The organism is Prevotella sp. HCN-7019 (assembly GCF_037890215.1).
GTDB lineage: Bacteria > Bacteroidota > Bacteroidia > Bacteroidales > Bacteroidaceae > Prevotella.
Map to the genome: position 1 here is coordinate 782350 of NZ_JBBKBO010000001.1, position 25695 is coordinate 808044.

Genomic DNA, 25695 nt, shown 5'->3' on the forward strand with positions numbered 1-25695 from the left:
CATAACAGACAATAATGCAAAAACAATAGCGGTATGAAAATGAATTTAAGTTCGCACATCGTACTGAACAACGTACCCGAACAATTCTACCGTCCGCGCACGGCAGTGGAACGCTCGGAGATTACGAGGTGCGAGAAAATAAGCACGGAGATTTTCTCCAAGTCAGAAGAGGGTGTGACACTCATTGCCGACACTGTAGAGGCCGAGATGAAACGCTGCAAGGCCGAAGGCCGCAACTGTGTGCTCGGTCTGGGCACGGGACAGTCGCTTGCTTCGGTATATGCGGAGCTGGTGCGCCGTCATGAGGAATGTGGGCTGAGCTTTGCCAATGTGACAGTGTTCAACGCCTATGAGTATTTTCCGCTGCGTCCGGACAGCATGCACAGCAGTCTCGGTCAGCTTCGCAAATACATCCTCGACCATGTTGACATCAATCCTGAAAACATATTCTCGCCCGACGGCACCATACCGCAGGACGAGGTGCTTCAGCACTGTCGTCAGTATGAGCAGCTGATAAAGGAAAAGGGCGGCATAGACATAATGCTGCTTGGTATCGGACGTATGGGCAACATCGCCACAAACGAACCGGGAAGTTCGCTCACATCAGCGTCGCGAATAATCCTTATCGACTCAACCTCGCGTGAAGAGATGACCCTCAGCTTCGGTTCACAGGAGCCTGTGCCACCGTGTTCAATAACAATGGGTGTGAGCACGATTCTTTCGGCACGCAAGGTTTTCCTCACAGCGTGGGGCGACGATAAGGCCGACATCATTCAGAAAACCGTTGAAGGCCATATCACCGACGCCATTCCGGCTTCGTTCCTTCAGACACATAACGATGCGAAAGTGGTGATCGACCTGGCAGCCGCCGCAAAACTGACACGTATCATCCACCCGTGGCTTGTGACAAACTGCGAATGGACCGATAAACTGATACGCTCGGCGCTGGTATGGTTGTGCGGTGTGACAGGCAAACCAATCCTGAAGCTCACCAACAAGGACTACAACGAGAACGGACTGAGCGAACTGCTTGCGCTTTTCGGATCGGCATACAATGCCAATATAAAGATTTTCAACGATCTGCAGCACACCATCACAGGATGGCCGGGCGGCAAACCCAATGCCGACGACACATATCGTCCGGAGCGTGCCAATCCTTATCCGAAGCGCGTAATCGTATTTTCTCCGCATCCTGACGACGACGTTATATCGATGGGCGGCACTGTAAACCGTCTTGTACAGCAGGGCCACGACGTGCATGTGGCTTACGAGACGAGCGGAAACATAGCTGTGGGCGATGAGGAAGTGACACGTTTCATGCACTTCATCAATGGTTTCAACCAGCTTTTCGCCAACGATTCCGATCAGGTGATAAAGAGCAAGTATGAGGAGATAAAGGCTTTCCTGGCCAACAAGAAGCAGGGCGACTGCGACACGCGCGACATTCTCACCATCAAAGGACTCATCCGTCGTGGCGAGGCACGCACCGCATGCACCTACAACCGCATACCGCTCGACCACGTACATTTCCTTGATCTGCCGTTCTATGAGTCGGGTAAGATAGAGAAACTGCCGATGTCGGAGAAGGATGTGAACATCGTTCGCAAGCTCATAAGCGACGTGAAGCCGCATCAGATATACGTGGCCGGCGACCTGGCCGACCCGCACGGCACTCATCGTAAGTGCACCGACGCTGTCCTTGCAGCCATAGACATGGAGAAGGAAGCAGGTGCAGAGTGGCTGAAGGACTGCCGTGTGTGGATGTATCGTGGCGCATGGGCAGAGTGGGAGATAGAGAACATCGAGATGTGTGTGCCCATGAGCCCTGAAGAACTCCGCGCAAAGCGTAACAGCATCCTGAAACATCAGTCGCAGATGGAGAGCGCTCCGTTCCTCGGCGACGACGAACGTCTGTTCTGGCAGCGTGCCGAAGATCGCAACCGCGCCACTGCACGACTCTACGATAAGCTTGGTTTGGCATGCTATGAGGCAATGGAGGCTTTCGTGGAATACAAGCCGTGATGAAATGATATAAATGGCGGAAGACACTCTTACGCTGTTTTATGACAAGTCCGTGAGCCGTGGCTGCAAGATGCAGAACGGATCACGGACTTTCCTTTTTTATGTATGCCGCATCCTGTTGAAGTCCTGTGACGAGAGAATCGCAAGACGCCGATGTATGGAAAGAGAAATCATTATGGATCAGTAGAAGCTCTGTGGGGATTGGTTTTGTTTATGAAGCATGACGGGATGAAGGAGAATTCCAGACACAACCGGGGACTATGAAGAGTGACAGAGCGTCTGTCCATATAACATAAAGTCACGTCACCGCAACCGGCCAATCATCGCCACAAGGCCGATGCATGTTTTCCGTATCCTTCCCTGCACGTGATATCAGCCTTTTTAAAGAAAACTCAGGCGGCGTACTTACAGATTTTCTTGACTTTTTTTTGACAAAATATTTTCGCAAAAGAGATGTAAAGAATTGTTAAATACAACACTCCGAAGGCCTGTTCGGGCTTTACAGCCATGACGTATATACCGTAACGCAATCATGTATAATCCGTCTTTCACTCCGATTAAGCCCGTTTCAGCCTACGGTTGCGCTTGTTTCAGGGTGTGATATTAAGCATTTCAGCCCCTGATATGTACTTAATCGCATGCTGAAATGGTGCTTATTGCAGGACTGAAAGATATCTCTTAAAGATAAATTATTGATATTCAATATTTTAAGCATAGCTCTTATTTTTCGCGAATTTGCGTCCGAAGGAGAGTCCGCCCGCAAATTCTCGCTTATTTTTCGGGGTAGAATTGAAAACTCGGATTGGAAATGCGCAGGATACTGAAAATTTGAAAGTGCCACATATTGTCGCCTTCCGCCGGAAGGCGACAACGCCGGTAAGGAATTGATGCCGCTGTTTTTTATAGCTGTCAATCCACACCTGGTTTCTACTGAGCCAGAATTATAGCACATGTATCAATAGTCTGTGTAACGTGGATGACGGATTTTCCCGTACTCTATAATATGAACAATCCACGGCAGATGATGTCTGCCGTGGATTGTTGTGCTTTGCTTTATTGTCCGGAACGCTACTTCAGAATGTCGTTTTCCGGCTTATGTTCTTTCCGTCGGCGAGAAGCATTCTTACAACGGCAAATCCTTTATGTCCTATTCTTGTATTGAAATGCATGCCGGGATTGGCAAGTCTTGCCACAATCTGTCCGTCGGCAGAATATACGGTCAGGTCTGTCACGGCCTTGCTGCTGTTCACGGAGAGCGTATTCTCGCTCACATGCATTTTTATTCCGTCATTATCCGCACTTTCTGTTGTTTTAATTCCGTCGGTGGTTTTGTCGCCGGTTATGCGGAATTCCATGTATGTCCACGACGCGTTGCGCTGTGCATCGGGTATACGTTCGGCTGATGATCCGGTTTCTTCCACGTTTTCTATCTCCAGTGTAGCAGCCATGCGTTGTCCTGCGGGTGGTTCGCTCTTTCCCAACGCACTCCATGGTATAGCGGCCTCCACAACGTATGAAGACTCCGTCGAACTCACCTTCATGTTTATTTGTGAGGCGTCCACAGCCTTCCAGCTACCATTTTCGCCGTGCCATGCCTTGCATTCGTTGTCGCGTCTGAACGAGAAACAGTACATTCCTTTCTGTGGTGATGATTCCGAAATGTTGTCGGCGTCTATCATCAGACGTATGTTGTCCGTGGTGCCTCTTCTGCTGACGAATGTAGGGTCGGCTATCTGCGCGATGAAGTAGAGTGAGTCTTCGTCGTGGGCGAAGTCGGCCGATGACTGTATGCCGGTCTGTGTGCCGAGCATTATCTGCGATGCATTGGGACGCATATATCCTTCGTCTGTTGTCGCCATACCGTCGATGACAGGGTGACCGTACGGAGCCAGAAGCAGTCGTGTGGGATATCCTTTTATCATCTCCACCCGACCGTTCACACCGCCTACGGCAACCACTACGCCGGTATCGATTACAGCCACCGAGTTCCACAGTGCCTGGTCGGTTTCTGATGTGACAAACGGGCATGACATTGCCTTGAATCCGCGGGCCTGTTCGTTGCCTACGGCGGTGAACATAGTGTTGGTAGAGCCGTGATTATATTTCGATTGCCACGACAATACTGTCTCGCCCCATGGCAGCACTCTCAGATACGGTGCGCCTCCTTTGGCCAATGGACAAAACGACAGATCGAGCGTCTGGTCACGGTTCTCGCTGTCGCCCGTCACACAGTAGCGTACCCAGTTTTTCTCCAAACTGCATCTCACTGTTGTAGGAAAGAAATCATTGTAGCCCGGCCAGCCGTTATCCTCTATGGCTACTACTATCGTCTCTTTGTCGTTGAGCAGTACCGGCGACGGCATACCGTCCCTGTAACCTGCCCGGAACGAAATTCTGTTGGTATTGCCCCAAGTCTGTCCGCCGTCATAAGAGCGGCATATGGATATCTGTTGTTCACCGCTGCTTGTATAAGGGCCTTCGTCGGCGAAATAAACCTGTAGCTCGCCAGAAGGCAATTCGAGCATCGACGGCTCCCAACATCCGTCGGCAAAGGTGTGTTGGGCGTCGTAGATGAATATCTCGTCGCTCCATGTCCGGCCATTGTCTGTGCTGCGCTTGCATCTTATACCGAATTTACGGTCTACCGTGTAAGGCTCCGCCGGCCGTGGATTGTACGCCACGATTATGGTGCCGTCGGTCAGTTGTATGAGGTCTGGCACACAATTGGGGGTGTTGTTACTGTTTGTCACAATCTTCACAGGGCTGCTCCATGTGTTGCCCAGGTCGTCGCTGAACGATATATCGATGCCATTGCTTTCGCACACAGCCATCAGACGTCCGTCCTGCAGCTGTATCATACGTGAATATCCTCCCGAATTGAATACGGTGCGGCGTGACGACATGTTCCAGAATATGCGTGAGCCGCTGTACGGAGTTGTGTTGTCTGCCATAACGGAACATACTGCAGACAGAAGAGTCAGAACAATAATTTGTAGTTTGAGCATTGTTTACGGTTTTTTTACAGGTTATGTTGAATGTTTTGGTATAGCTTCGTGATGATATGCTCGCCGGTGTATTAATTCTTGGATAGATTTTTTACGGCAAACCGCCAATCATATACTACATAAACGTATAAAACCGAGATATATTCTTTTTGAAGCATTGTTTTTTCAGAGAAAGCAGTATTGGGGTGTATATACTTCATATTTTTGTCGTGTGGAGTTGTCTTGATGTGTGCGCATTGTTGCGTGACTCTGTTTTATGTTGGGGATGTGTGGTGATGGATAGTTTGTATATATTATGTTTTGTTGTCCGATCGCAATCCGATGGAATGGACTTTTTTATGAAAAATAAGCCATTCCATCGAGTCGTACTATTGATTGTATGTATTTTGTTAGTGTACGTATTTGAGAGATGAGGCCTATGATACGAGAGGGTGTGTAGCGGCGTCTGAAAACATGGAGAAAACTGAATTTAAGCATAAATAAACAGAATTGAGAGTAAAAGATTCTTTACATAAGAAATCACGAAAGGGAATTGTGGAAGGGATGTGTAGAGGTATTGTGGGCTGGATTAGGGTGACCTGGAACGGGCCGGAATGTGCCTTTCGTGGTGTTTCGCACATTGTTGTGTAACAGGAATGGCTCTTTCGTGTTGTGAAAACGCCTTTGTTGAGTCATGAAATGGACTGTATTGCATGATGGAATGGGCCGTTCGGGAATGTGAAACGGGCTTTTCTGCAGAGCAGAATATGACGCGTAAATGGGTGGCTTTGCGTAATCTGTTGGTTTATAATAGTTTGCTGTTATGCTCTGAAAGTCGCGAATTTGCGTTCGGACGTGTTTTACTGCAATCTGAGGCCATTCTCGCGAGATTGACGTTGCATGTATATCCATTTCTCTTTGTGGCGCTTCATAAATATGCAAATATGCGGACTGCGGTATTCCGGTGATGGAATGGTGACGGCTGCGTGAGTGTGGCGACAGATGACGTGTGGTGTGTGAATAAGTGGCGTTGATGCTTTCGAATTGGTAAAATATTGAAAAATAAATGTAATAAAATTAAAATCTGTAAAAATGCGCGATTTTTTTCGGCATATAAAAAGGTATAAGTGAAAGTTCTGTCTAATTTTGCACCTTATATAAAGTGTAAAGGCAAAATATGCAAGAGAATTTAGTCATCGTGGAGAGCCCTGCAAAGGCTAAGACGATAGAGAAGTTTCTGGGTTCGGATTATAAGGTGATGTCATCTTACGGACATATCCGCGACCTGAAGAAGAAGGAACTGAGCATTGACGACAAGACGCTGACACCTGATTATGTCATACCGAAAGACAAGCAGGAGATAGTCAAGAAACTGAAGGAAAATGCGGAGGCTGCCGGCAAGGTGTGGCTGGCTTCCGATGAAGACCGTGAGGGAGAAGCCATATCGTGGCACCTGTGTGAGGTGCTCGGGCTGGATAAGGACGAGACCAACCGTATCGTGTTCCACGAGATAACCAAGCCTGCGATACTCGCGGCCATAAAATCGCCGCGGCGCATAGACATGAATCTGGTGAACGCCCAGCAGGCACGCCGCGTGCTCGACAGACTGGTGGGATTCAAGCTTTCGCCGGTGCTCTGGCGCAAGGTGAAGCCGGCGCTTTCGGCCGGACGTGTACAGAGCGTGGCTGTCAGACTGATAGTGGAACGCGAGCGCGAGATACACAAGTTCAAGAGCGAGCCATACTACCGCATCAACGCAATATTTGCCACAACCAATCCCGACGGTTCGGCTTCAGAGGTGAAGGCCGAATTGGACAAGCGTTTCGCCACCCACGAAGAGGCACTGGCATTCCTTGAGAAGTGCAAACAGGCGGAGTTCAAGGTGGAGTCGGTCACTAAAAAACCGCTCAAACGTGCTCCCGCAGCGCCGTTTACAACTTCGACGCTACAGCAGGAGGCCGCCCGCAAGTTGGGATTCTCTGTGTCGCAGACTATGATGGTGGCACAGCGGCTTTACGAAAACGGATACATCACATACATGCGTACCGACAGTGTGAATCTCTCAGCCCTCTGCATCAATGCGAGCAAGGAGGAGATAACACGTTTATATGGTGCCGAATACAGCAATCCGCGCCAGTATCACGTACATTCCAAAGGCGCACAGGAAGCCCACGAGGCCATCCGCCCCACATACATGAGCAACGCCTCTGTGGACGGAACCATGCAGGAACGCCGTCTGTACGAACTGATATGGAAGCGCACTGCGGCATGTCAGATGGCCGATGCTCTGATAGAGAAAACCACGGCGACGATAGGCGTGAGTGGTGCGGAAGAGAAGTTTGTGGCCAACGGTGAGGTTGTGAAGTTCGACGGATTCCTCAAGGTTTACCGCGAATCCACCGACGACGATGACGCCCGCCAGGACGATTTCCAACACACTCTGCCCGAACTGACCGAAGGTGGCACTCTCACACGCCGCGAGATAACTTCAACAGAACGCTACTCGCAGGGCCCGGCACGCTATACTGAGGCAAGCCTCGTGCACAAACTGGAGGAACTGGGTATCGGACGCCCGTCTACCTATGCTCCGACAATCAGCACCATACAGCAGCGCAACTATGTTGTGAAGGGCGACAAGAAGGGCGAGGAACGCAGCTACACAATCGACACGCTACGCGGACTGGTCGTAAACTCTATGCGCAAGATAGAGATGGCCGGCAACGACAAGGGCAAGCTTCTGCCTACCGACATAGGCACGGTGGTGAATGACTTCCTTATGGACAACTTCCCTGTCATAATGGACTATAACTTTACGGCCACCGTGGAACAGGAGTTCGACCGCATAGCCGAAGGCAAAGTGATGTGGACCGATGTTATGCACCACTTCGACAAGGAGTTCGAACCAACGGTTGACAAGGTGATGAACGCCCGTAGCGAACACAAGGCCGGCGAACGTCAGATAGGAACAGACCCGAAGACCGGACATCCGGTGTTCGTTAAGATAGGCCGTTACGGTCCTGTAATACAGATAGGACAGGCCACTGACTCCGAAAAACCGCTCTTTGCGCAGCTCCCGGCCGACAAGAGCATGGAGACCATAACGCTGGAAGAGGCTCTCGAACTGTTCAAACTGCCGCGCGAGGTGGGCGAGTTCGAAGGTTCGCCCGTGGTTATCGGAACCGGAAGATTCGGTCCGTACGTCATGCACAACAAGAAATATGTGTCGCTGCCGAAGGATGAAAATCCGCTCACGACAACACTTGAGACGGCCGTACGCCTGATAGAGGAGAAGCGTCAGCAGGAAGAGCAGCGCCATATCAAGTCGTTTGAAGAAGACGACAAACTCGAGCTGCGCAACGGAAAATACGGTCCTTACATAGCCTACAACGGCAGCAACTACCGCATACCGAAGGATCTGCACTCCAAGGCGGCCGAACTGACGTATGAGAAATGCATGGAGATAGTGAATGCAACGCCGGAAAAGAAGAAACCGGCATCACAGCGCAGAAAATGAACAGACCTGTAATATTCCTCGGATACATGGGTGCCGGCAAGACCACCGTAGGCAAGGCGTTCGCACAGGACACCGGAAGGCGGTTCTACGACCTTGACTGGTACATTGAGAGCCGCATGCACCGTACAGTCAAACAGATATTCGACGAGTCGGGCGAAGACGGTTTCCGTCGCATAGAACGCAACATGTTGCACGAGGTTGCCGAGTTCGAGAACGTGGTGGTAAGCTGTGGAGGCGGCACGCCCTGCTTCTTCGACAACATCGATTACATGAACAGTCGTGCCGAGACCGTGTATCTCAAGGCGTCGCCGGAGGTTCTTTTCGAACATCTGAAGATGGGCCGCAGTGTCCGTCCGCTGCTTTTGGGTAAGACTCCCGATGAGGTGAAGACATTTGTAAGAGAGCAACTTGAACTGCGCGAACCATTCTATGCCAAGGCCATGCACACGTTCGATGTGAGCCTTCTCGACAACTATGAGAAAATAAAAACCACCGTCGGACAGCTGCGCGAGATACTCAGCATCTGACGCCGGAGCGTCTGCACAGCCTGACGTATAAAATAACAACATACAATATAATATTAATGATATAATCCTAAAGCCGACTTACGAAAAAAACGACAGCAATGAAGAAATGGACAATTGAAGACGCGAAGGAGCTGTACAACATCAACGGATGGGGTACTTCTTATTTTGGCATCAACGAAAAGGGTGATGTTTACGTCACACCATGCAAGGACGACACGCAGATCGATCTGCGTGATGTGATGGACGAGCTCGCATTGCGCGACGTGACGACGCCGGTGTTGCTGCGTTTTCCCGATATTCTGGACAACAGAATCGAGAAAACGGCTAACTGCTTCAATATTGCCGCAAAGGAATATGACTACAAGGCCGAGAACTTCATCATCTATCCTATCAAGGTGAACCAGATGCAGCCCGTGGTGGAAGAGATAATCTCGCACGGACGCAAATTCAATCTGGGACTCGAGGCCGGCTCAAAACCTGAGCTGCATGCAGTCATCGCGCTGCAGTGTCAGAGCGATTCGCTCATCATCTGCAACGGATACAAGGACCAGAACTATATAGAACTGGCGCTGCTTGCGCAGAAAATGGGCAAACGTATATTCATTGTCGTCGAGAAACTAAACGAACTCGACATCATTGCCAAGGCTGCGCGTAAGTTCAACGTGAAGCCGAACCTTGGTATAAGAATAAAACTTGCATCGAGTGGTTCGGGCAAGTGGGAGGACAGCGGCGGCGACGCCAGCAAGTTCGGACTGACGTCCAGCGAGTTGCTCACGGCGCTGAAGATACTCGACGAGAAGAATCTGCACGATTCGCTCCGTCTCATCCACTTCCACATCGGCAGTCAGATAACCAAGATACGCCACATACAGACGGCGCTGCGCGAAGCCGCACAGTTCTATGTACAGTTGCACAAGATGGGCTATAATGTCGATTTCGTAGACTGTGGAGGCGGACTCGGCGTCGACTACGATGGCACACGTTCGCCCAGCAGCGAAAGTTCCGTCAACTATTCCATCCAGGAATATGTCAATGACTGCATCTATACTTTCGTAGAAGCAGCCAACAAGAACGGCATAAACCATCCGAATATCATAACCGAGAGCGGCCGCTCGCTCACTGCGCACCACTCGGTGCTCGTGATAGACGTGCTCGAGACAGCCTCGCTTCCGGAGATGTCGGAAGATTTTGAACCAAGCGATAAGGACCACCAGCTGGTGAAAGACCTTTACGAAATATGGGACAACCTCAATCCTCGTTCAATGCTTGAGGACTGGCACGACGCAGAGCAGATACGCGAAGAGGCACTCGACCTGTTCTCACACGGCATCGTGGACCTGAGAACACGCGCCGAGATAGAGAGCATGTACTGGAGCGTGTGCCGCGAAGTGAACAATCTGTCGAAGTCGCTCAAACACATGCCGGAGGAGCTCAAGCGTCTGGACAAGATTCTTGCAGACAAGTATTTCTGCAATTTCTCGCTCTTCCAGTCGCTGCCTGACTCATGGGCCATCGACCAGCTGTTCCCGATCATGCCTATACAGAGGCTTGACGAGCGTCCTACACGCAACGCGACGCTGCAGGACATCACGTGCGACTCCGACGGAAAGATAGCCAACTTCGTGACCAACCGCAACATTTCAAGTGTGCTTCCTGTGCATACACAGAAGAAGAACGAGGACTATTATCTCGGAGTGTTCCTCATCGGAGCCTATCAGGAGATACTCGGCGACATGCACAATCTGTTCGGCGACACCAATGCCGTGCACATCAGTGTGAAGGACAACGGCTATCACATCGACCAGATATTCGACGGTGAGACCGTGGAAGAGGTGCTCGACTACGTTCAGTACAACCCGAAGAAACTGGTGCGGCAGCTTGAGACTTGGGTGACAAAGAGCGTCAAGCAGGGACGTATCTCGCTCGAGGAAGGCAAGGAGTTTCTCTCCAACTATCGCTCCGGTCTGTACGGATATACTTATCTTGAATAAAACAATAGCGAAACTTCACGGGCAGGACGGTTCACACCGGCCTGCTCATCGTATTTCGCACACCGGCCTGTATGTCTGCCGGGTGCTTTTCTCACAATAAAACAGGATGTTATGAATAATATTACAATAGTAAAGGTGGGTGGAGCCGTTGTTGAGGACGAGGCACGGCTCGAGGCGTTGCTCGACGATTTTGCGGCGCTTGAAGGACCGAAGGTGCTTGTCCACGGTGGCGGAAGACGCGCCACGAAGGTGGCCGAGGCTCTCGGCGTGGAGAGCCGCATGGTGAACGGCCGGCGCATAACCGGCAAAGACATGCTCGAAGTGGTCACCATGGTTTACGGCGGGCTAATCAACAAGAACATAGTGGCCCGTCTTCAGGCACGCGGTATCAATGCCGCCGGACTTGCGGGAGCCGATATGGACGTGATAAGATCGGAACGCCGGCCGGTGGTGGACGGTGTCGATTTCGGCTTTGTGGGCGACGTACGGCGTGTGGATGCCGACCGTCTGAAGATGCTTATCGACGCCGGCATTACGCCTGTTGTTGCTCCGCTGACCCACGACGGCCACGGCAGCATGCTCAACACCAATGCCGACACAATAGCTTCGTCTGTGGCAACGGCTCTTGTCGGACACTACGACGTCACGCTGGTATTCTGTTTTGAGAAGAAGGGAGTGCTGCGCAATCCTGACGACGAAGACAGTGTGATAGAACGCATCACACGTACTGACTATGAGAAATATGTAGCCGACGGAACAATCTCCGGCGGTATGATGCCGAAGATAGAGAATGCACTCAACGCTGTCGATGCCGGAGTGAAACAGGTTGTCATAACTCTTGCCACAGCCATCGGCAAGGATTCGGGCACAATAATCAGCAAATAACAGCCCTACGGTCTGTCCTTCGCAACGTGCTGGCATACAGAACAGTAAGTATGGTAAGCCTTGTTGTGCTGCAGACGAAACAATGTTAAAAGGTGTAAAATATCTCGTAAACCTGTAACTTTTTATTTCAACAAACGTCATTTAAACAGATATCAGATGAGAAATATCAGTTTCCGCAACGATGTCCTGCCGCTCAAAGATATTCTTTATCGGCTTGCATTGCGCATAACGATGGACCCTGAAGAGGCGAAAGATATCGTTCAGGATACACTGATTAAAATCTGGAACCGGCGGGAGAGCCTCGGTGAGATTGAGTCGATAGAAGGATTCAGCCTTACAATATGCCGAAACATGGCTTTGGATAGGGTCAGGCTGCTGAAAGGAAAGAACAATCCGCTCGACAGCGGATATGCCGAGAAGGCCGACAATGCCTCAGACCCGCTGGAGAAAACAACTCTCAAGGACCGCATCTCGATAGTAAGGCAGTTGCTCGATAGTCTGCCGGAGAAGCAGAAAAGCTGTATGCAGCTTCGCGATTTCGAGGGAAAGTCATACAAGGAAATAGCCGCTGTGATGGGAATAACCGAGGAACAGGTGAAGGTAAACATATTCCGGGCCCGTCAGACGGTGAAACAGAAAATACAGGAATACGACAATTATGGACTATAAATATATTAATCAGCTTCTGGAACGTTATTGGGCGGGTGAGACATCGCTTGAGGAAGAGCAGATACTCCGCGCCTTTTTCAGCCAGGCTAATGTGCCCGATGAGCTGAAGCAATACCGTTGCCTGTTCATATACGAGCAGACTGAGCCTGCCACCGATGTGCTCGGTGACGACTTCGATGAGCAGATTATGTCCATCATATCGCGTCCGGAGCCGGTCAAGGCGCGCGTGCTCACAATGGGACAGAGATTTGCCCCGCTGTTCAAGGCGGCTGCAGTAGTGGCCATAATCCTTACGCTGAGCAATGCCGCACAGTCGTCTTTCCATGAGGACGATTACACCAACGTGACGAGTTTCGAACGTCCGGTGCAGGGCATTTCGGTAGCGCTGAACGATTCGGCACGCACTGACACACTCAAGCAGTCGGGTATGAGCAGCATGAAATATGACGCGCCGACGCTCTTAAAGTAGATTTTTTCTATGCTTTCTATATAATCATGTTTAGTAAAACAAAAAAGATGAAACTGTGAAGTTTCAAGTTCTCTCAAATTTTTCATAACATACTAACGTTGAAAACCGCCGGTACAAAGTTGATGTGCCGGCGGTTGTTTTTTATATAAGACCTTTTATGCCTCTGGCTTGCAGAGGTCTGTGTGGACGGGTCTTGTTCATGATGCATCATGGAATGGCGCAAAACTCCTGACAACGCGCTATGGCATGACTCCGCGAAGCCATTTCCTCACGTAGTGATAAAATAACATTGCCGCAACCGGTAAATTATCCTTCAAAGACATGCGCGTGCTACCCGTGCCTTTCATCAAGCCTCATATCAGCGTGTTTAAAGAAAACTCAGACGTCGGACTTACAGTTTTTCTTGACTTTTTTTTGACAAAATATTTTCGCAAAAGAGATGTGAACGAATGTTAAATCCGATATAATAAAGGCCATTTTAGTCCGTACCGTCTTTTTATATACCCTATAGCGTAGTAAGGAACAATTCATTTTGCTTTCCGATAATGCCCGTTTCAGGGCCTGATTCAGTCTGTTTTATGGTGCGATATGGTTCGTTTCATGCCCTGAAACGGGGCATATCACGTGTTGAAACGGTGCGTTTCGTGAGATGAAAAAATAGCTTCGGAATGTAAGTTGTTGGTATCCAACTGTTTGTATAAAACTCTAAAAATTCGCGTATTTGCGTCCGAAGAATAACCGGTCCGCAAATACGCACTTGTTTTTTGGGGTAGAAGAGAAAACTCAGACAGGAAAACCTCAGGATGCTGAAAATCTGAAAGTGGGCTTGTTTGTTTCCCTTCAGTAGAAGGCTGCAACGCCGATCCGGGATTGGGGTTACGGTTTTTACATAAGAGCCAATCCATACGGAATTCCCATAGAACTGTTTTCCGTACGTCTGAGGCCTTTTATCTTTTCAGACGGATAGTCAGCTGATAAAGCGACGGAATGAGCACACAGAGCGCGCAAACCATGAATATGGCTATTTTCTTTGTGTCTCCTCCGCAGAACTCGCTTATTGTCATGTTGTATGTACCGGGCATGAGCTTCATCATGACAAACACAACAGTGTTGTTTGCCCAGTGGAATATGATGCCGGGAACGATACTTCCTGTGCGGTAATACATCCATCCGAGCAGCAGGCCGATGATAGTCGCGTTCAGTCCCTGTGCCAGATTGCCGTGCACTATGCCGAAAAGAAGTGCCGAAACGAATATTGCAACCCAGTGCATGCGCTTGTCGAATATCTTAAGAAGGCTGCGCAGGATGGCTCCGCGGAAGACAATCTCCTCGGCAACGGGTGCCACCATGCCTATTACGATGTAGCCCAGGTCGTGGTTTATCATGTTGGCGTAGCGGCGTACCGCCTCGTCGCTGATGCGCAGATCGCATGTCTCAAGAATGAACGATGCCACGGGTATCATGCCGATGGCGGTTGTAACAGTCCAGAAAAAGGTGTTCCACGGACGTGTGTTGATGTAGTTGCGAGAGAGGACCGCCCAGCGTCGCCACACAAACAGGGCTATGGTGATGATGCTGGCAACCAGCGAGCTTACGACAAGTGCCGTAGCGTTGAACGCCATGTTGTCCACTATCAGTGCTGCACACTGCATTACGGCGAACTGTATGATGATGAATGCCACGAAGCACAAGGCGGCCTGCATGGCTTGTTCCAGAGATGTTTTCATTCTTCCTTATCCTTGTTAAATTGTTGTTCTACCATTTTTCTGTCCATACACAGCTGTTCCTGAAGTTGTGTAAGGCTCTCAAACTTCTGCTCGCCGCGTATTCTGTGGATGAACGAAACGAGCATCAGTTTGCCGTATATGTTTTCGCTGAAGTTGAATATGTTTGTCTCCAGCGACACGTCCTCGCCTCCGAATGTGGGGCGCGTGCCTATGTTCATCATCGCCGGACGCATGGCCATGCTCTGCTCTATGCGTGCCGTCACGGCGTAAGCGCCGTGTGCCGGTATCATCTGTCCGACGGTTGCCGGGTCGAGGTTGGCCGTGGGAAATCCCAGCTGACGTCCTTTCTGGAATCCTTTTTTCACAATTCCCGCGATGGTGTACGGATAGCCGAGGCATTTCTCTGCCATTTCCACCTCACCGTCCTGCAGGAATCTCCGTATGACGGACGAACTGACGTTGTATCCGCACAGGCTGAACGCATTGCCCTGAACCACCTCCATGCCGACTTCCCGGCCGTAGCGCACATAGTCGGCGAATCCTTCCGCACGGTTGTGTCCGAACCGGTTGTCGTAGCCGATGATGAGTTTGCGCACGTTGAGCTTCTCTTTCAGAATGTCGGTGATGAATTCCTTTGCGCTGAGAGAGGCCATTTCGCGGTCGAAGGGCAGCACCACGGCGTTGTCCACACCGGTTTTGGAGAGCATGAGCAGCTTCGATTCAGGTGTTGAGAGCAACTGCGGGATGTAGTCGCTCTGCAACACCTGTCGCGGATGGCGGTCGAAGGTGATGACTGTCGATTCCAGTCCGGCTGCGCGAGCTTCGTCAGTCACCTGTCTTATGAGATATTGATGCCCCCGGTGCACGCCATCGAAGAAACCTATGGTGGCCACGCATGGCTGCACGGGCTGCATGTCTTTTTCCAAACGTATTGTCTTCATTACAATCTGTTTACAAGCCGCATCCCATTGCGGATGTATTGTTATTGTCTGTTCTTTGTGAGGAGGCGTTTCACACCTCTTATTATCTCACCGATCCAAAGCACAACCGATGTGCCGGCGATTATTCTGAACCATTCGTCGCCGGTGAGCGGAACGGTGCGGAACATCTTGCCTCCGAATGTCACGATGATCCACTGTCCCACGAGGATGATGCAGAGTGTGAGCAGCAGTCCCGGATCCTTCAGCAGTCCGTGGAAGGCAGAGTGGTTGGTGCCGAGTGTCTTGGCGTTGAAGAGGTTCCACCATTGTATCATCACGAATGCCGTGAAGAATATTGTGAGAGCCTTGACACTGATGCCGTCAGGACCTGAACAATACTTGTCGCAATAGATGAGCATTCCTATCATCACGCAGAAGAAAAGCACTCCCAGAATCCATATGCCGTAGGCCATGCTGCGGTTTATGATGAATTCGGTCTGATTGCGGGGCTTCTCTTTCATCACTTCGTGCGAAGGAGGCAGTGAGGCCAGTGCCATGGCGGCGAACGTATCCATGATGAGGTTCACCCAAAGTATCTGTGTGACAGTGAGTGGCAGTGCCGTACCTATGATAGAACCGCCGAGCACGAGCAGCAGAGCCGTCACGTTGACGATGAGCTGGAAGAAGATGAAACGCTGTATGTTGCGGTAGAGCGAGCGTCCCCACATCACGGCCTTTACGATGCTCTGGAACGAGTCGTCTATCAGGGTGATGTCGCTGGCATTCTTTGCAACGCTTGTACCCGAGCCGAGCGAGAGTCCCACATGGGCGTGGTTGAGCGCCGGAGCGTCGTTTGTTCCGTCGCCGGTAACGGCAACTACCTCGCCGTGATCCTGCAGAAGCTGTACCAGACGCTGCTTGTCTGTAGGACGTGCGCGGCTCATCACCTTGAGCGATTCCACGCGCTTGTAAGCCTCTTCGTCGCTCAGAGCGGCGAAGTCGGGACCTGTTATCTGATCCTCGGCCGGTGTGTCTTCCTTCCATATGCCGATCTGGCGTGCTATCTCAACGGCTGTTGCCGATGTGTCGCCGGTAACAATCTTCACCTTGATGCCTGCCGAGTGACATTCGCCTACGGCTGCCGGCACGTCTTCGCGCAGCGGATCGCTTATCGCGGCCACTGCCTGCAGTGTGAGGTCTGCCACCTTCATCTCGCCTGTCTGTCTGCATGCGAAGGCCAGTGTACGCATGGCCTTGTTCTGATATGCGCGCAACTGTGTGGTTATCTTGGCTTTCTCGTCGTCTGAGATGTTGCAGAAGCCCATCACAATCTCAGGCGCACCCTTCACGAAGAGCCATTCCTTGCCGTCCACTTTGGCTACTGTCGCCATGTATTTTCTTTCTGTAGAGAACGGCAGACGGTCTATTATCTCGGCCTTCTGGCGCATTTCCACATAGTCGAGTCCCTTGTCCTTCAGACGGAGCAGCAGTGCCACTTCCGTAGGGTTGCCTATACCTTTGCCTTCATTGTCGATGTTGGCAGTGGTGTTGAGGGCGATGGCGCTGCCAAGCAGTTCCTCATGACCTGTCACAACCATGTCGGCCACCTGCATGCGGTTCTGTGTCAGTGTTCCGGTCTTGTCGGTGCATATCACTGTTGCCGCACCCATTGTCTCGCAGGCATGCAGTTTGCGCACAAGGTTATTGCTCTTGAGCATGCGGCGCATGTTGAGCGCCAGGGCTAGTGTTACGGCCATCGGCAGACCCTCAGGCACGGCCATCACGATGAGTGTCACAGCCATCATGAAGTAGTTGAGTGTCACCTCGGCCATTGCCAGATAGTCTGTGCCCTGCCACAACGGGTTGGTCATGATGTCGTGGGTGAGGAATATGACGAAGGCAGACACCGAAACGGCTGTTCCTATCTTGCTTATGAGCTTCGCCAGCTTGCTGAGCTGTATATTGAGTGGAGTTTTCACGGCTGTCATTTCGGTTGCCTTGCGTGCCACCTTGCCTATCTCCGTGTTGTCGCCCACAGCTGTCACGACTGCCACACCGTTGCCGTTCATCACCATTGTTGAGCGCAGCACTGTGTCAGACGGATATGTTGCTTCCTTGTCTGTCGGGTTTTCGTCTGTCACCACGTGCTTGCTTATGATGGGTTCGCCCGTGAGCGACGACTCGTCTATCTGAAGGTCGGTAGAGGCTATGAGGCGTCCGTCGGCCGGAATTTCATCGCCCACCTCAATGATGATGACATCGCCGACCACTACATCCTTGCGCGGAATCTCCGTTACCACGCCGTTGCGTCTCACCTTGACTGGCGATTCCTCGCCCAGTGCCGTGAGTACGTCGAACTTCTTTGCGGCGTCGCGCTCGAAATAGAAACCGATTGTCGTGGCAAGAATTATGGCAAGCACGATGCCTATTGTCTCGATGAAGTCGTTGTGGAAGAAAGCCAGCGCGAGCGAGGCCGCTGCCGCAACGAGCAGAATTTTGATTATAGGATCGTTGTATTTCTCCAGATAAAGCCTAAGCAGTGATGTGCGCTTGGGCGGTGTGAGTACGTTTTCGCCGTGTTGGTTGCGGCTTTGTTCCACTTGTTGGTCGTTCAGACCTTCCGAAAGGTTTTTCTGTGTTTCTGTGTCCATATCTTTTTTAAAAAATGAGCGTATTTGCTTACGTTGCCATTATGCGGCTTCATGCCTTGTTTTCTACATGCGAATATGGCGCAAACGGGCGGAAAGAAAGCTTGCTTTCAATCTCCCGGGTGCTGCCTATCTTCTGCAAAGATAATGCAAATAGGGTGCCGGACAAAATAAATTTATTTATTTTTAAGATGTCGTCAGGCTTCTTATGACATGTGTTGCGGACATGCTGACGGCATGTCACTCGTCGGACTGTATGGAGCGCAGGAGTGTCGCGCCCGCCGCTCACCACTGTCTGAACAGTTCGACACCGAAGCGGAAGCCTATGCCGTCGAACTTGCCGTTCTTCTGCGACACGAATATGCCGGTGGAGAAAAGCCGTGTGGTGAAGCCGTAACCATATTCCATATAAGGGTGAAGATCCTTCACTGTGAGTGCGTTGACGTATATGCGTTCTTTCTCTATGAAGTGTCCGGCCAGCGGAAGCCATGCAAGAATCATCAGCGGAGATTCATACGTGAGGTTGGCCCTGACGTAGTATTGCGACGAGTTGTACCAGTTGGAGTTGAGCAGTTCGAAGTCGCAGGCCCAGTCGTCATACCATCCGCCCGGCAGGTTGTTCTCATGGAAGTTGCTGTAGTCGAGGAAGAAACGGTCCTTTCCGCGGTGAGTGTAGAATCCTGTGCCCGCTCTCATCTGCAGCGACTGCAGTGCCGAGATGTTCCATATGTACTGTCCGTCTATCTCGTAGCGTTCGTAGTCGAGATTGGCTCCCATCAGTCCTTTGATGCTACGTTCGTAGTTGGCTGTCAGTACAGGACCGCCGAAGCCCAGCGGACGGTATTCTACTTCGAGCATCGGTGCCACGGATGTGTATGTGTCGGGCATACCCAGCTCGCTGAAAGCCTTTTCGTTGAGTGCTGAACGGCGGTGCATTATCATACCTGTCTGCAGGCTCAACTTTTTCGAAAGGTCGTAGTGGGCTACGAGTCTCATGTTGAAGTCGTTGAAATAAGTCATACTCTTCAGGCTGGAGGCGATGGAATCGCCGAACATGTTGTTCACCGTTTTGAGTACTCTTGAGTTTGATATGCGGTTACCGTTGGCCACTTTCAACTGTATATAGCCGTTGCGCCGGCGGTTGAAGTAGTAGTTCACCGGCAATTCGAAGTAGAACCTTTTCTGCTTGAAGGAGTATCCGGCCTTCATTCTCAACGACAACAGACTGTTGGTTGAGAAATAATAGCTGCCCCTTACGTCGAATTTATATACGAAACCCTTATTGCCGCTGTATCCGAAGTAGAGCGGATTGAGCAGTGGATTTATTCGCACCGACCCCTGGTTGTTGGTACCGAAGTTCGACTTTATGCGTCCGAGCAGATGCTCGCCCACGTTGTCCCACAGTATTTCTGTCAGTTTCTGCTTCTTCTCATACTTCGTTGTGTCGGCTGCGGCCGCGGCTCTTGCACTGTCCTGCTCGTGAAATACGCGCAGCTCGTGGGGCGAAAGTTCCTCCGGTCTTATGCGGTTGAGCAGTGCAGTGTCGCTCTTGTTGGTCACGGAGTCGGTGATGAGTCGCGGCAGTCCGTGCATAGACGTGTAGTCCATCGATATGTCGTTGCCCATGAACTTGAACCGTGCTGTCAGTCCGCACCTCTCTGGTATTAGCGTCCGCACGCCGCGTTCGCCCATCTTTATGTCCATGCTGAACTTCACCATGTCGTATTCGCCTTCGACATACATGGTTATGATTCGTCCTGCGGCCACGTCTACAGTGGCTGTTCCTTTCACCAGACGCGTGTTGTCAAGCTTCGGACTGAACGATATGTGTGCCGTTCCGTCGTTGTGGCGTGTCACGCGGTAGCGGTAGTAGCGCCTGTTGCGGCGGTAGAAAGGCGATAGGATGTTTTTGTCGATAAGCAGTTCGCCGTAGATATCGGGTATGAGATATTTGAGCATCGTGGGCATTATCTTCTTGCTTCTCGGTATGGTTGAGCGTGAGAGTATGTTGGTCACGTCCATGTCGTTCATGCTTCTGAACACCATTTTGGCATAGCTTTCGCCCACATATTCTCGTTTGCCGCCGTGCGCCACGGCGTACATTGAGGGCACAGCCATCAGTATTGCGTTGCGCCGGCGTGTCCTTATGTCGAACTTCATGTATGAGTATAGTTCCGAAGGAGAGAACTTTATGGTGTCCATGGCCGAAGCATAGGCAAACACGCGCTTCATGAGCAGCGCGTCGTCCTTGTTGGCTGCCTTTGTAGGGCATGCCGTAAGGCACAGCATAAACAGTATGACAAGATAGCTTCGTGCCGTATTCATCGACGGCAAAGATATGCAATAAATTGATAAAAACGACAAATCCGCAAAGAAAAATATCTTCGCGGATTTGTCGTTTGTGGGCCAACCTGGGCTTGAACCAGGGACCTCCAGATTATGAGTCTGTTGCTCTAACCAACTGAGCTATAAGCCCGAGAAAACCTGTTTGTAAGGATTTCGGCTGCAAAGTTACACAGTTTGACGCAAACTACCAAATATTTTTCGAAAAAAATGATGCTTCCGTGTTGTTTATGTCGGTTTTTATGGTTGCATGGGCTAGTGGTAGGGAGGCTTGAAGGAGATGTGATACACATTGTGCTACCGTTAGGAGAGCGGTGTGGCGAGATGTTGGTCGTGGCATGTGGACGCTGGACGGGGGGGAGTAGTGGGGTGAATGGATATGCGAGAATGATGAATTAATAAAGTGACGAGTGTTAAAAATAACCTCGCGAGAATCGTCTGTACGCGAACGGAGATTGACTTGCTCGCGAATAACTCAGAAATAAAGAGTTTATATAATATGCTTAGAATCAATGATATAGTTGAGTTGTTTGCCAGGTATGCTTTTTCTTGTGTTCTGAAAAAGTCTGTTTCGCAGTTCAGTTTAGCCTGTTTCGCATGCTGATATAGCACGGATGACGCTTCGATATGGCCTTGGTCGAGGGATGAAACAGGCTTTATGACGCACTGAAGGCGGAAAAGTACCGGCCTTGTTGCCGTCTTTTCCGCCTTCAGCGTTATGTTTCCGGTCTCTCAGAATTCTCTTTCGTCTGTCGCGGTGGAGAAAAAATCTGCCTGCTGTTTAAGTTAAAATTTAACATTTGGCATGCCGTGGCAAGTCTCATCTCACCATTACCTTCATGCTCTCTCCCGCGTTCTTCACGATGAATATGCCTTCGGTCGGCATGTCGGCGCTGGTCACGTTGTGTGCCACCATCGTTCCGTCTGTCTGATAGACGGTCATCGGTGTTTCCGAGCTTATGGTCTTATGGTTCACGCTCACCTTGGAGTCGGCCGTAGTATTGTCGGTGATGCCGGTGGTAAGGTGGGTGTATCGCGAGTTCTGCGCTATTATGGCATTCGTCAGTTCGAGTCCTTTCACGTTGTATGATCCCGATTTGTCTGTTCCGGCATAGTCCATCATGATGATGCCTGTGGCACCAGGTTCGGTGTCGGACGAGTTGAGAACGCCGAGCAGTGCCTCGCTTGTCTTGACCGCATTGTCGCGGTAGCCGTCGGAGCTGGCGTTCTTTGTGTAACCCGAGGCATGGTTGATGCACCAGCGTGTGGATGTGGCCGCCATTCTTATATTGAGCATGTAGAGCATTGAGTTTATCTTCTTGTCAATGCCGTCGCTGGCGGTGCAGTCGTAGAAGTCCTGCACGAGGGCGCGCTCGCTGCTGCCGTCAGGACCGCTTATGACGGCTTTGGTCTGGTCCTTGTATTCGTTGCTGTGGCTCCACGAAGTGATGTATGCTCCGTGAGGACCGTTGTCGTAGGTGTCGCGGCTCATCACAAGAATCTTTCCTCTCATGTCACCGATGGTGAGACCCGGGCGGAAGTCGATGAGATATCCGGCCAGAGCTTCCGAGTGGAGATACTTGTCCATGAGCGCCGGCCACTGGTCCTGTATGTTGCTGTTGGCGTCGCTCTCGTGGCGCATTATCACTATGGCGAACTCACCGGGGTTCTCCTTCAGTTTGTCGCGCAGGGTGAGCAGGGCTTTGTCGAAGGTCATGGCAGTCTTTATGATGCCGTGGTATATGTGCAGATAGGTTCCGTCGCTGCTGTTTTCCACTGTCGGGCGCAGATCGAATGCACGTATGCCGCAGTCCCACTGTTGACTGATGGTGAGATCCTGTGTCTGTGCCATGCTCTTTCCCAAGCCTCCGAGTATTCCTTCGAATCCCTCGCCGGTTGCCGAGTCGTGGGTTCCCGGTATGGACATGTCGCTCACGTAGATGTTGTCGGCCAGCGGAGTTATCCAGTTGTCGGCCGTTGCCGTGCTGGCAGATGCCATTGCTGTCATGACAACCGCCATAATGCGTAGTAAGTTTTTGGTCATAGTGTATGGTTTTTATAGGTTTTTCGGATTGTGTGGCGGGCGGCGCACAGGTTATGGCAGCTGCCCGTTCTTCAGCATGTCGATGAACAATGACAGTCCATGGCGGATGGAACTCAGTCCGAACAGTTCGGTGTGTATGTCGTCGATGTCGCACCAGAAACATTCGGCGGCGTCGTCGCCGGCACGGAGCATGGTGGTGTCATCGGCCTTGCAGAGGAAGAATAGGTCGAGCGTAGGTATGTCGATGCCGCTGTAACGGTAGGTGTTGGGCAGACTGAACAGATATTGCGCCTTGCTGATGTCGAGGCCCGTCTCCTCCTTCACTTCGCGTATCACGCCCTCTTCGGCGGTCTCTTCGGCATCGGCGAATCCTCCTGGCAGATCAAGTGTGCCCTTGGCTGGCTCTCTGAGGCGGCGCTCAACGAGCAGTCGGCCGTTGTCGTCGAGAATGAAAGCTACGTTGGAAGAAGCCGGATTTACAAAATATTCGAATCCGCAGTTGTCGCATTTCTTGCTTTTCTCGCTTTCTGTCTTGAAGTGGCTGCTGCCGCATATCGGACAGAAAACGAATTTCTCCGTTATCTGCATGATGATGAACTGTTAGGTTTTAATGTTGTTTTTTGTTTCGGACGGCCTTTAGTCGCCCTATTGTTCTGCAATATTATGAAAAAAAAGTTATCTTTGCAAGTAAAAGGTTTTAATATTTATCAAGACAGTATGAGATTGAGATTTATGGTATTGGCGTTGGCATTGTCGGCCGCATGGCTTGCCGCGCCGGCCCAGAGAGTGTTTGACATGGACTTGTGGCAGGGCAAGGCGCGTGTGGAAAGCGAGGATAAGGCCGACACGGCACGTGTGAGAGTGTTTCTGCCCGATGCGAAGACGGCCACAGGCCGTGCGGTGGTGATATGTCCCGGAGGTGGATACGAGCATCTGGCGCTTGGACATGAAGGCTACGACTGGGGACCTTTCTTCAACGATATGGGCATAGCGGCCATCGTGCTGAAATACCGTATGCCGCACGGCAATCCCGATGTACCGGTCAGCGATGCCGAGGAGGCGATGAAGATGGTGCGCCGCAATGCTGCCCAGTGGAAGATAGACCCGACAGACGTGGGCATAATGGGATTCTCGGCCGGAGGGCATCTTGCCTCGACCATAGCCACACACTCCACCGGCGACGCTTTGCCTGACTTCCAGATATTGTTCTATCCGGTCATAACAATGATGCAGGGCTACGCCCATCAGGGCTCGCGCGACAATCTGCTGGGCACTGATGTGAAGAAAAAGACGGAGCGTATGTACTGCAGCGATATGCATGTGACGCGTACAACTCCACGTGCATGTATCATATTGAGCGACGACGATGATGTGGTGCAGCCGTCCAACGGTGTGAACTATTACAGCGAACTGTTCCGCTACGACGTGCCGGCAGCGCTCTATGTGTATCCTTCGGGCGGTCACGGATACGGATTGCAGAGCAGCTTCAAATATCATGTGGAGATGATGCTCGACCTTAGAGCGTGGCTGCGCAGCTTCTGACGGAGCTGCAACCGGCGTTCCTGAAGGAGCATAACGCGGCAGGGGGCTGAGACACCGATGGTCTCAGCCCCCTGCTGTTTGTATATGTCGGCATGCTGCCGCTGTGTGCCGTATCAGAGAAGAGCCTCTATCTCGGCGTTGATGTCCTTTATCTGAGCGTCGCGTTTCACTACGTTCACGTTCTTGTTGAGAAGGAAGAATGTGGGTACAGCCTGTACGTTGTAGGTGTTGAGCACCTTGGCGTCGCGGTCGCCAACACGTACGCTGATCCACGGCAGGGCTGCAGTCTTGGTCTTCCAGAAGTGTTCGTCGGTGTCGACTGACACCTGGTATATCTCAAGTCCGCGGCTGTGATACTTGTTGTATATGTCGCGCAGCATCATGATGCGGTTCGCAGAGCCGTCGCCTGAGAAGAGATGGAAGTCGAGCAACACCACTTTTCCCTTGAGATCGGACAGACGACGCACGTTGCCCTGGTTGTCCTTGAGCACTATATCGATGATGCCTGATGTGTCGATGACCTTTGGATCGATTGTCTTGGCCTGCTCGCTCTTTACTATGCGCACGTTCTTCATGCCCTCGATGGCTATGTTGTGGAGATTGGCTCCGCGTTCGGCTTCAGGATAGAAAGTGTCCCAGCTTGTGGCTACGGCGGCGAACACCTTCACGTCGTCCTCGCTGCTGCGCGGGTTGAAGATGAGCATTGTCTGGTAGCCCATGTTGATTGTCTGGAAAAGTGCGAAGTAAGCGTATGCCTTCATCGGCTCCTTGAAGATGTATTCGCTCTTCACTTTGTCCTTATATACGGTCACAATCTTGTTTATGCTGTCGCTTACGGCCTGTACGTTGAGCGCCGGATCGGCCACAATGTCGTTGATGTTGCGCTGGAGTTGCATCTGCATGAGCGTGAGTTCCTTTATCTTGGAGCAGTCGTAAGAACCCTTTACTTCATATGCGGAGGCCATCGAAGGATAGGCAGCCTTCACTTCTATGGTCTCGGTGGAGTCGACTGCGATGTTGATTATCTGTCCAGCGATGCGCAGACGGTAGAACTCCGGCGTGCCCATGTCTTTTCCGCTGAATGAGAACGAACCGTCCTCGGCCAGTTTCACCGAGTCGGATGTGACAGGACCGTTGAGGCTCATGTGCTCAAGATAGAGTATGGAGTCCTTGGCATCGGTGATGTTTCCTGTTATCTGGAATTTTCTTTCGTTGCATGACGATACGGCCATGAGCATGGCGACGATTGCAGCAAAAGTGATGTGGCTGTAGCGATTGTTTATCTTCATATACTGTGTGTTGTTTTCATTTTCTGTCTGCAAACTTAACAAATTTTTTCGTATATAAGGCGCTTCCACAGATATTTTTTGCTTATACGGACAAAGGGCAGGCCCGCGGGCCTGCCCTTTG

At 51.1% G+C, this 25695-nt stretch carries 16 protein-coding genes and 1 tRNA gene; 8 read left to right on the forward strand and 9 right to left on the reverse strand.

What is annotated here, in order from left to right; genetic code table 11:
- Positions 1-33: 33 nt before the first annotated feature.
- Positions 34-2022 (forward strand): glucosamine-6-phosphate deaminase, encoded by a 1989-nt coding sequence (locus tag WKT13_RS02660; RefSeq protein ID WP_298621320.1) that lies wholly within the window; start codon positions 34-36, stop codon positions 2020-2022.
- Between the two features lie 1073 nt (positions 2023-3095).
- Here WKT13_RS02660 and WKT13_RS02665 read toward each other — a convergent pair.
- Entirely contained in the window at positions 3096-5027 is a 1932-nt protein-coding gene (locus WKT13_RS02665) for an exo-alpha-sialidase (RefSeq protein ID WP_340322706.1), read from the reverse strand.
- 1156 nt (positions 5028-6183) lie between these two features.
- Here WKT13_RS02665 and topA point away from each other — a divergent pair.
- From topA to WKT13_RS02695, 6 genes are all read left to right on the forward strand, one after another.
- On the forward strand, positions 6184-8520 hold the full coding sequence (topA, locus tag WKT13_RS02670) for a type I DNA topoisomerase (RefSeq protein WP_298621325.1): 2337 nt from the start codon (positions 6184-6186) through the stop codon (positions 8518-8520).
- The gene (locus WKT13_RS02675; RefSeq protein ID WP_340322707.1) at positions 8517-9047 is read left to right on the forward strand and encodes a shikimate kinase; all 531 of its coding nucleotides are present in this window, start codon (positions 8517-8519) and stop codon (positions 9045-9047) included. Before topA ends, WKT13_RS02675 begins: the two co-directional genes overlap by 4 nt.
- Positions 9048-9145: 98 nt before the next feature.
- Positions 9146-11038, forward strand: a complete 1893-nt coding sequence (gene speA / locus WKT13_RS02680; RefSeq protein ID WP_298621330.1) for a biosynthetic arginine decarboxylase — start codon at positions 9146-9148, stop codon at positions 11036-11038.
- A 111-nt stretch (positions 11039-11149) separates the two neighbouring features.
- Complete coding sequence (gene argB, locus WKT13_RS02685) at positions 11150-11923, forward strand: acetylglutamate kinase (protein WP_340322708.1); 774 nt, start codon at positions 11150-11152, stop codon at positions 11921-11923.
- Positions 11924-12079: 156 nt separating this feature from the next.
- On the forward strand, positions 12080-12592 hold the full coding sequence (locus WKT13_RS02690) for an RNA polymerase sigma factor (RefSeq protein ID WP_298621332.1): 513 nt from the start codon (positions 12080-12082) through the stop codon (positions 12590-12592).
- Positions 12582-13061, forward strand: coding sequence for a pyruvate ferredoxin oxidoreductase (locus WKT13_RS02695; protein ID WP_340322709.1), 480 nt, complete (start codon positions 12582-12584; stop codon positions 13059-13061). The genes WKT13_RS02690 and WKT13_RS02695 overlap by 11 nt, the downstream gene beginning before the upstream one ends.
- Before the next feature lie 947 nt (positions 13062-14008).
- Here WKT13_RS02695 and WKT13_RS02700 read toward each other — a convergent pair.
- The 7 genes from WKT13_RS02700 to WKT13_RS02730 all read right to left on the reverse strand — a co-directional run bounded on the left by WKT13_RS02700 (position 14009) and on the right by WKT13_RS02730 (position 23331).
- A complete protein-coding gene (locus WKT13_RS02700; RefSeq protein ID WP_340322710.1) occupies positions 14009-14788 on the reverse strand; it encodes a CPBP family intramembrane glutamic endopeptidase in 780 nt (259 codons plus the stop codon).
- Positions 14785-15729 (reverse strand): bifunctional riboflavin kinase/FAD synthetase, encoded by a 945-nt coding sequence (locus WKT13_RS02705; RefSeq protein WP_340322711.1) that lies wholly within the window; start codon positions 15727-15729, stop codon positions 14785-14787. The genes WKT13_RS02700 and WKT13_RS02705 overlap by 4 nt, the downstream gene beginning before the upstream one ends.
- 41 nt (positions 15730-15770) lie before the next feature.
- On the reverse strand, positions 15771-18359 hold the full coding sequence (locus WKT13_RS02710) for a calcium-translocating P-type ATPase, PMCA-type (protein ID WP_340322712.1): 2589 nt from the start codon (positions 18357-18359) through the stop codon (positions 15771-15773).
- 282 nt (positions 18360-18641) lie between these two features.
- Positions 18642-20681 (reverse strand): DUF5686 family protein, encoded by a 2040-nt coding sequence (locus WKT13_RS02715; RefSeq protein WP_340322713.1) that lies wholly within the window; start codon positions 20679-20681, stop codon positions 18642-18644.
- Between the two features lie 77 nt (positions 20682-20758).
- Positions 20759-20832 (reverse strand) — tRNA-Ile (locus tag WKT13_RS02720).
- Between the two features lie 687 nt (positions 20833-21519).
- Positions 21520-22743, reverse strand: a complete 1224-nt coding sequence (locus tag WKT13_RS02725; protein WP_340322714.1) for a hypothetical protein — start codon at positions 22741-22743, stop codon at positions 21520-21522.
- Positions 22744-22794: 51 nt separating this feature from the next.
- On the reverse strand, positions 22795-23331 hold the full coding sequence (locus WKT13_RS02730) for an NUDIX hydrolase (RefSeq protein ID WP_340322715.1): 537 nt from the start codon (positions 23329-23331) through the stop codon (positions 22795-22797).
- 129 nt (positions 23332-23460) lie between these two features.
- Between WKT13_RS02730 and WKT13_RS02735 the strand changes: the two genes are divergently transcribed.
- Positions 23461-24285 (forward strand): alpha/beta hydrolase, encoded by an 825-nt coding sequence (locus WKT13_RS02735; RefSeq protein WP_340322716.1) that lies wholly within the window; start codon positions 23461-23463, stop codon positions 24283-24285.
- Positions 24286-24398: 113 nt separating this feature from the next.
- Here the strand turns inward: WKT13_RS02735 and WKT13_RS02740 are convergent, their stop codons facing one another.
- Positions 24399-25574, reverse strand: coding sequence for a TlpA disulfide reductase family protein (locus WKT13_RS02740; protein WP_340322717.1), 1176 nt, complete (start codon positions 25572-25574; stop codon positions 24399-24401).
- Between the last annotated feature and the right edge of the window lie 121 nt (positions 25575-25695).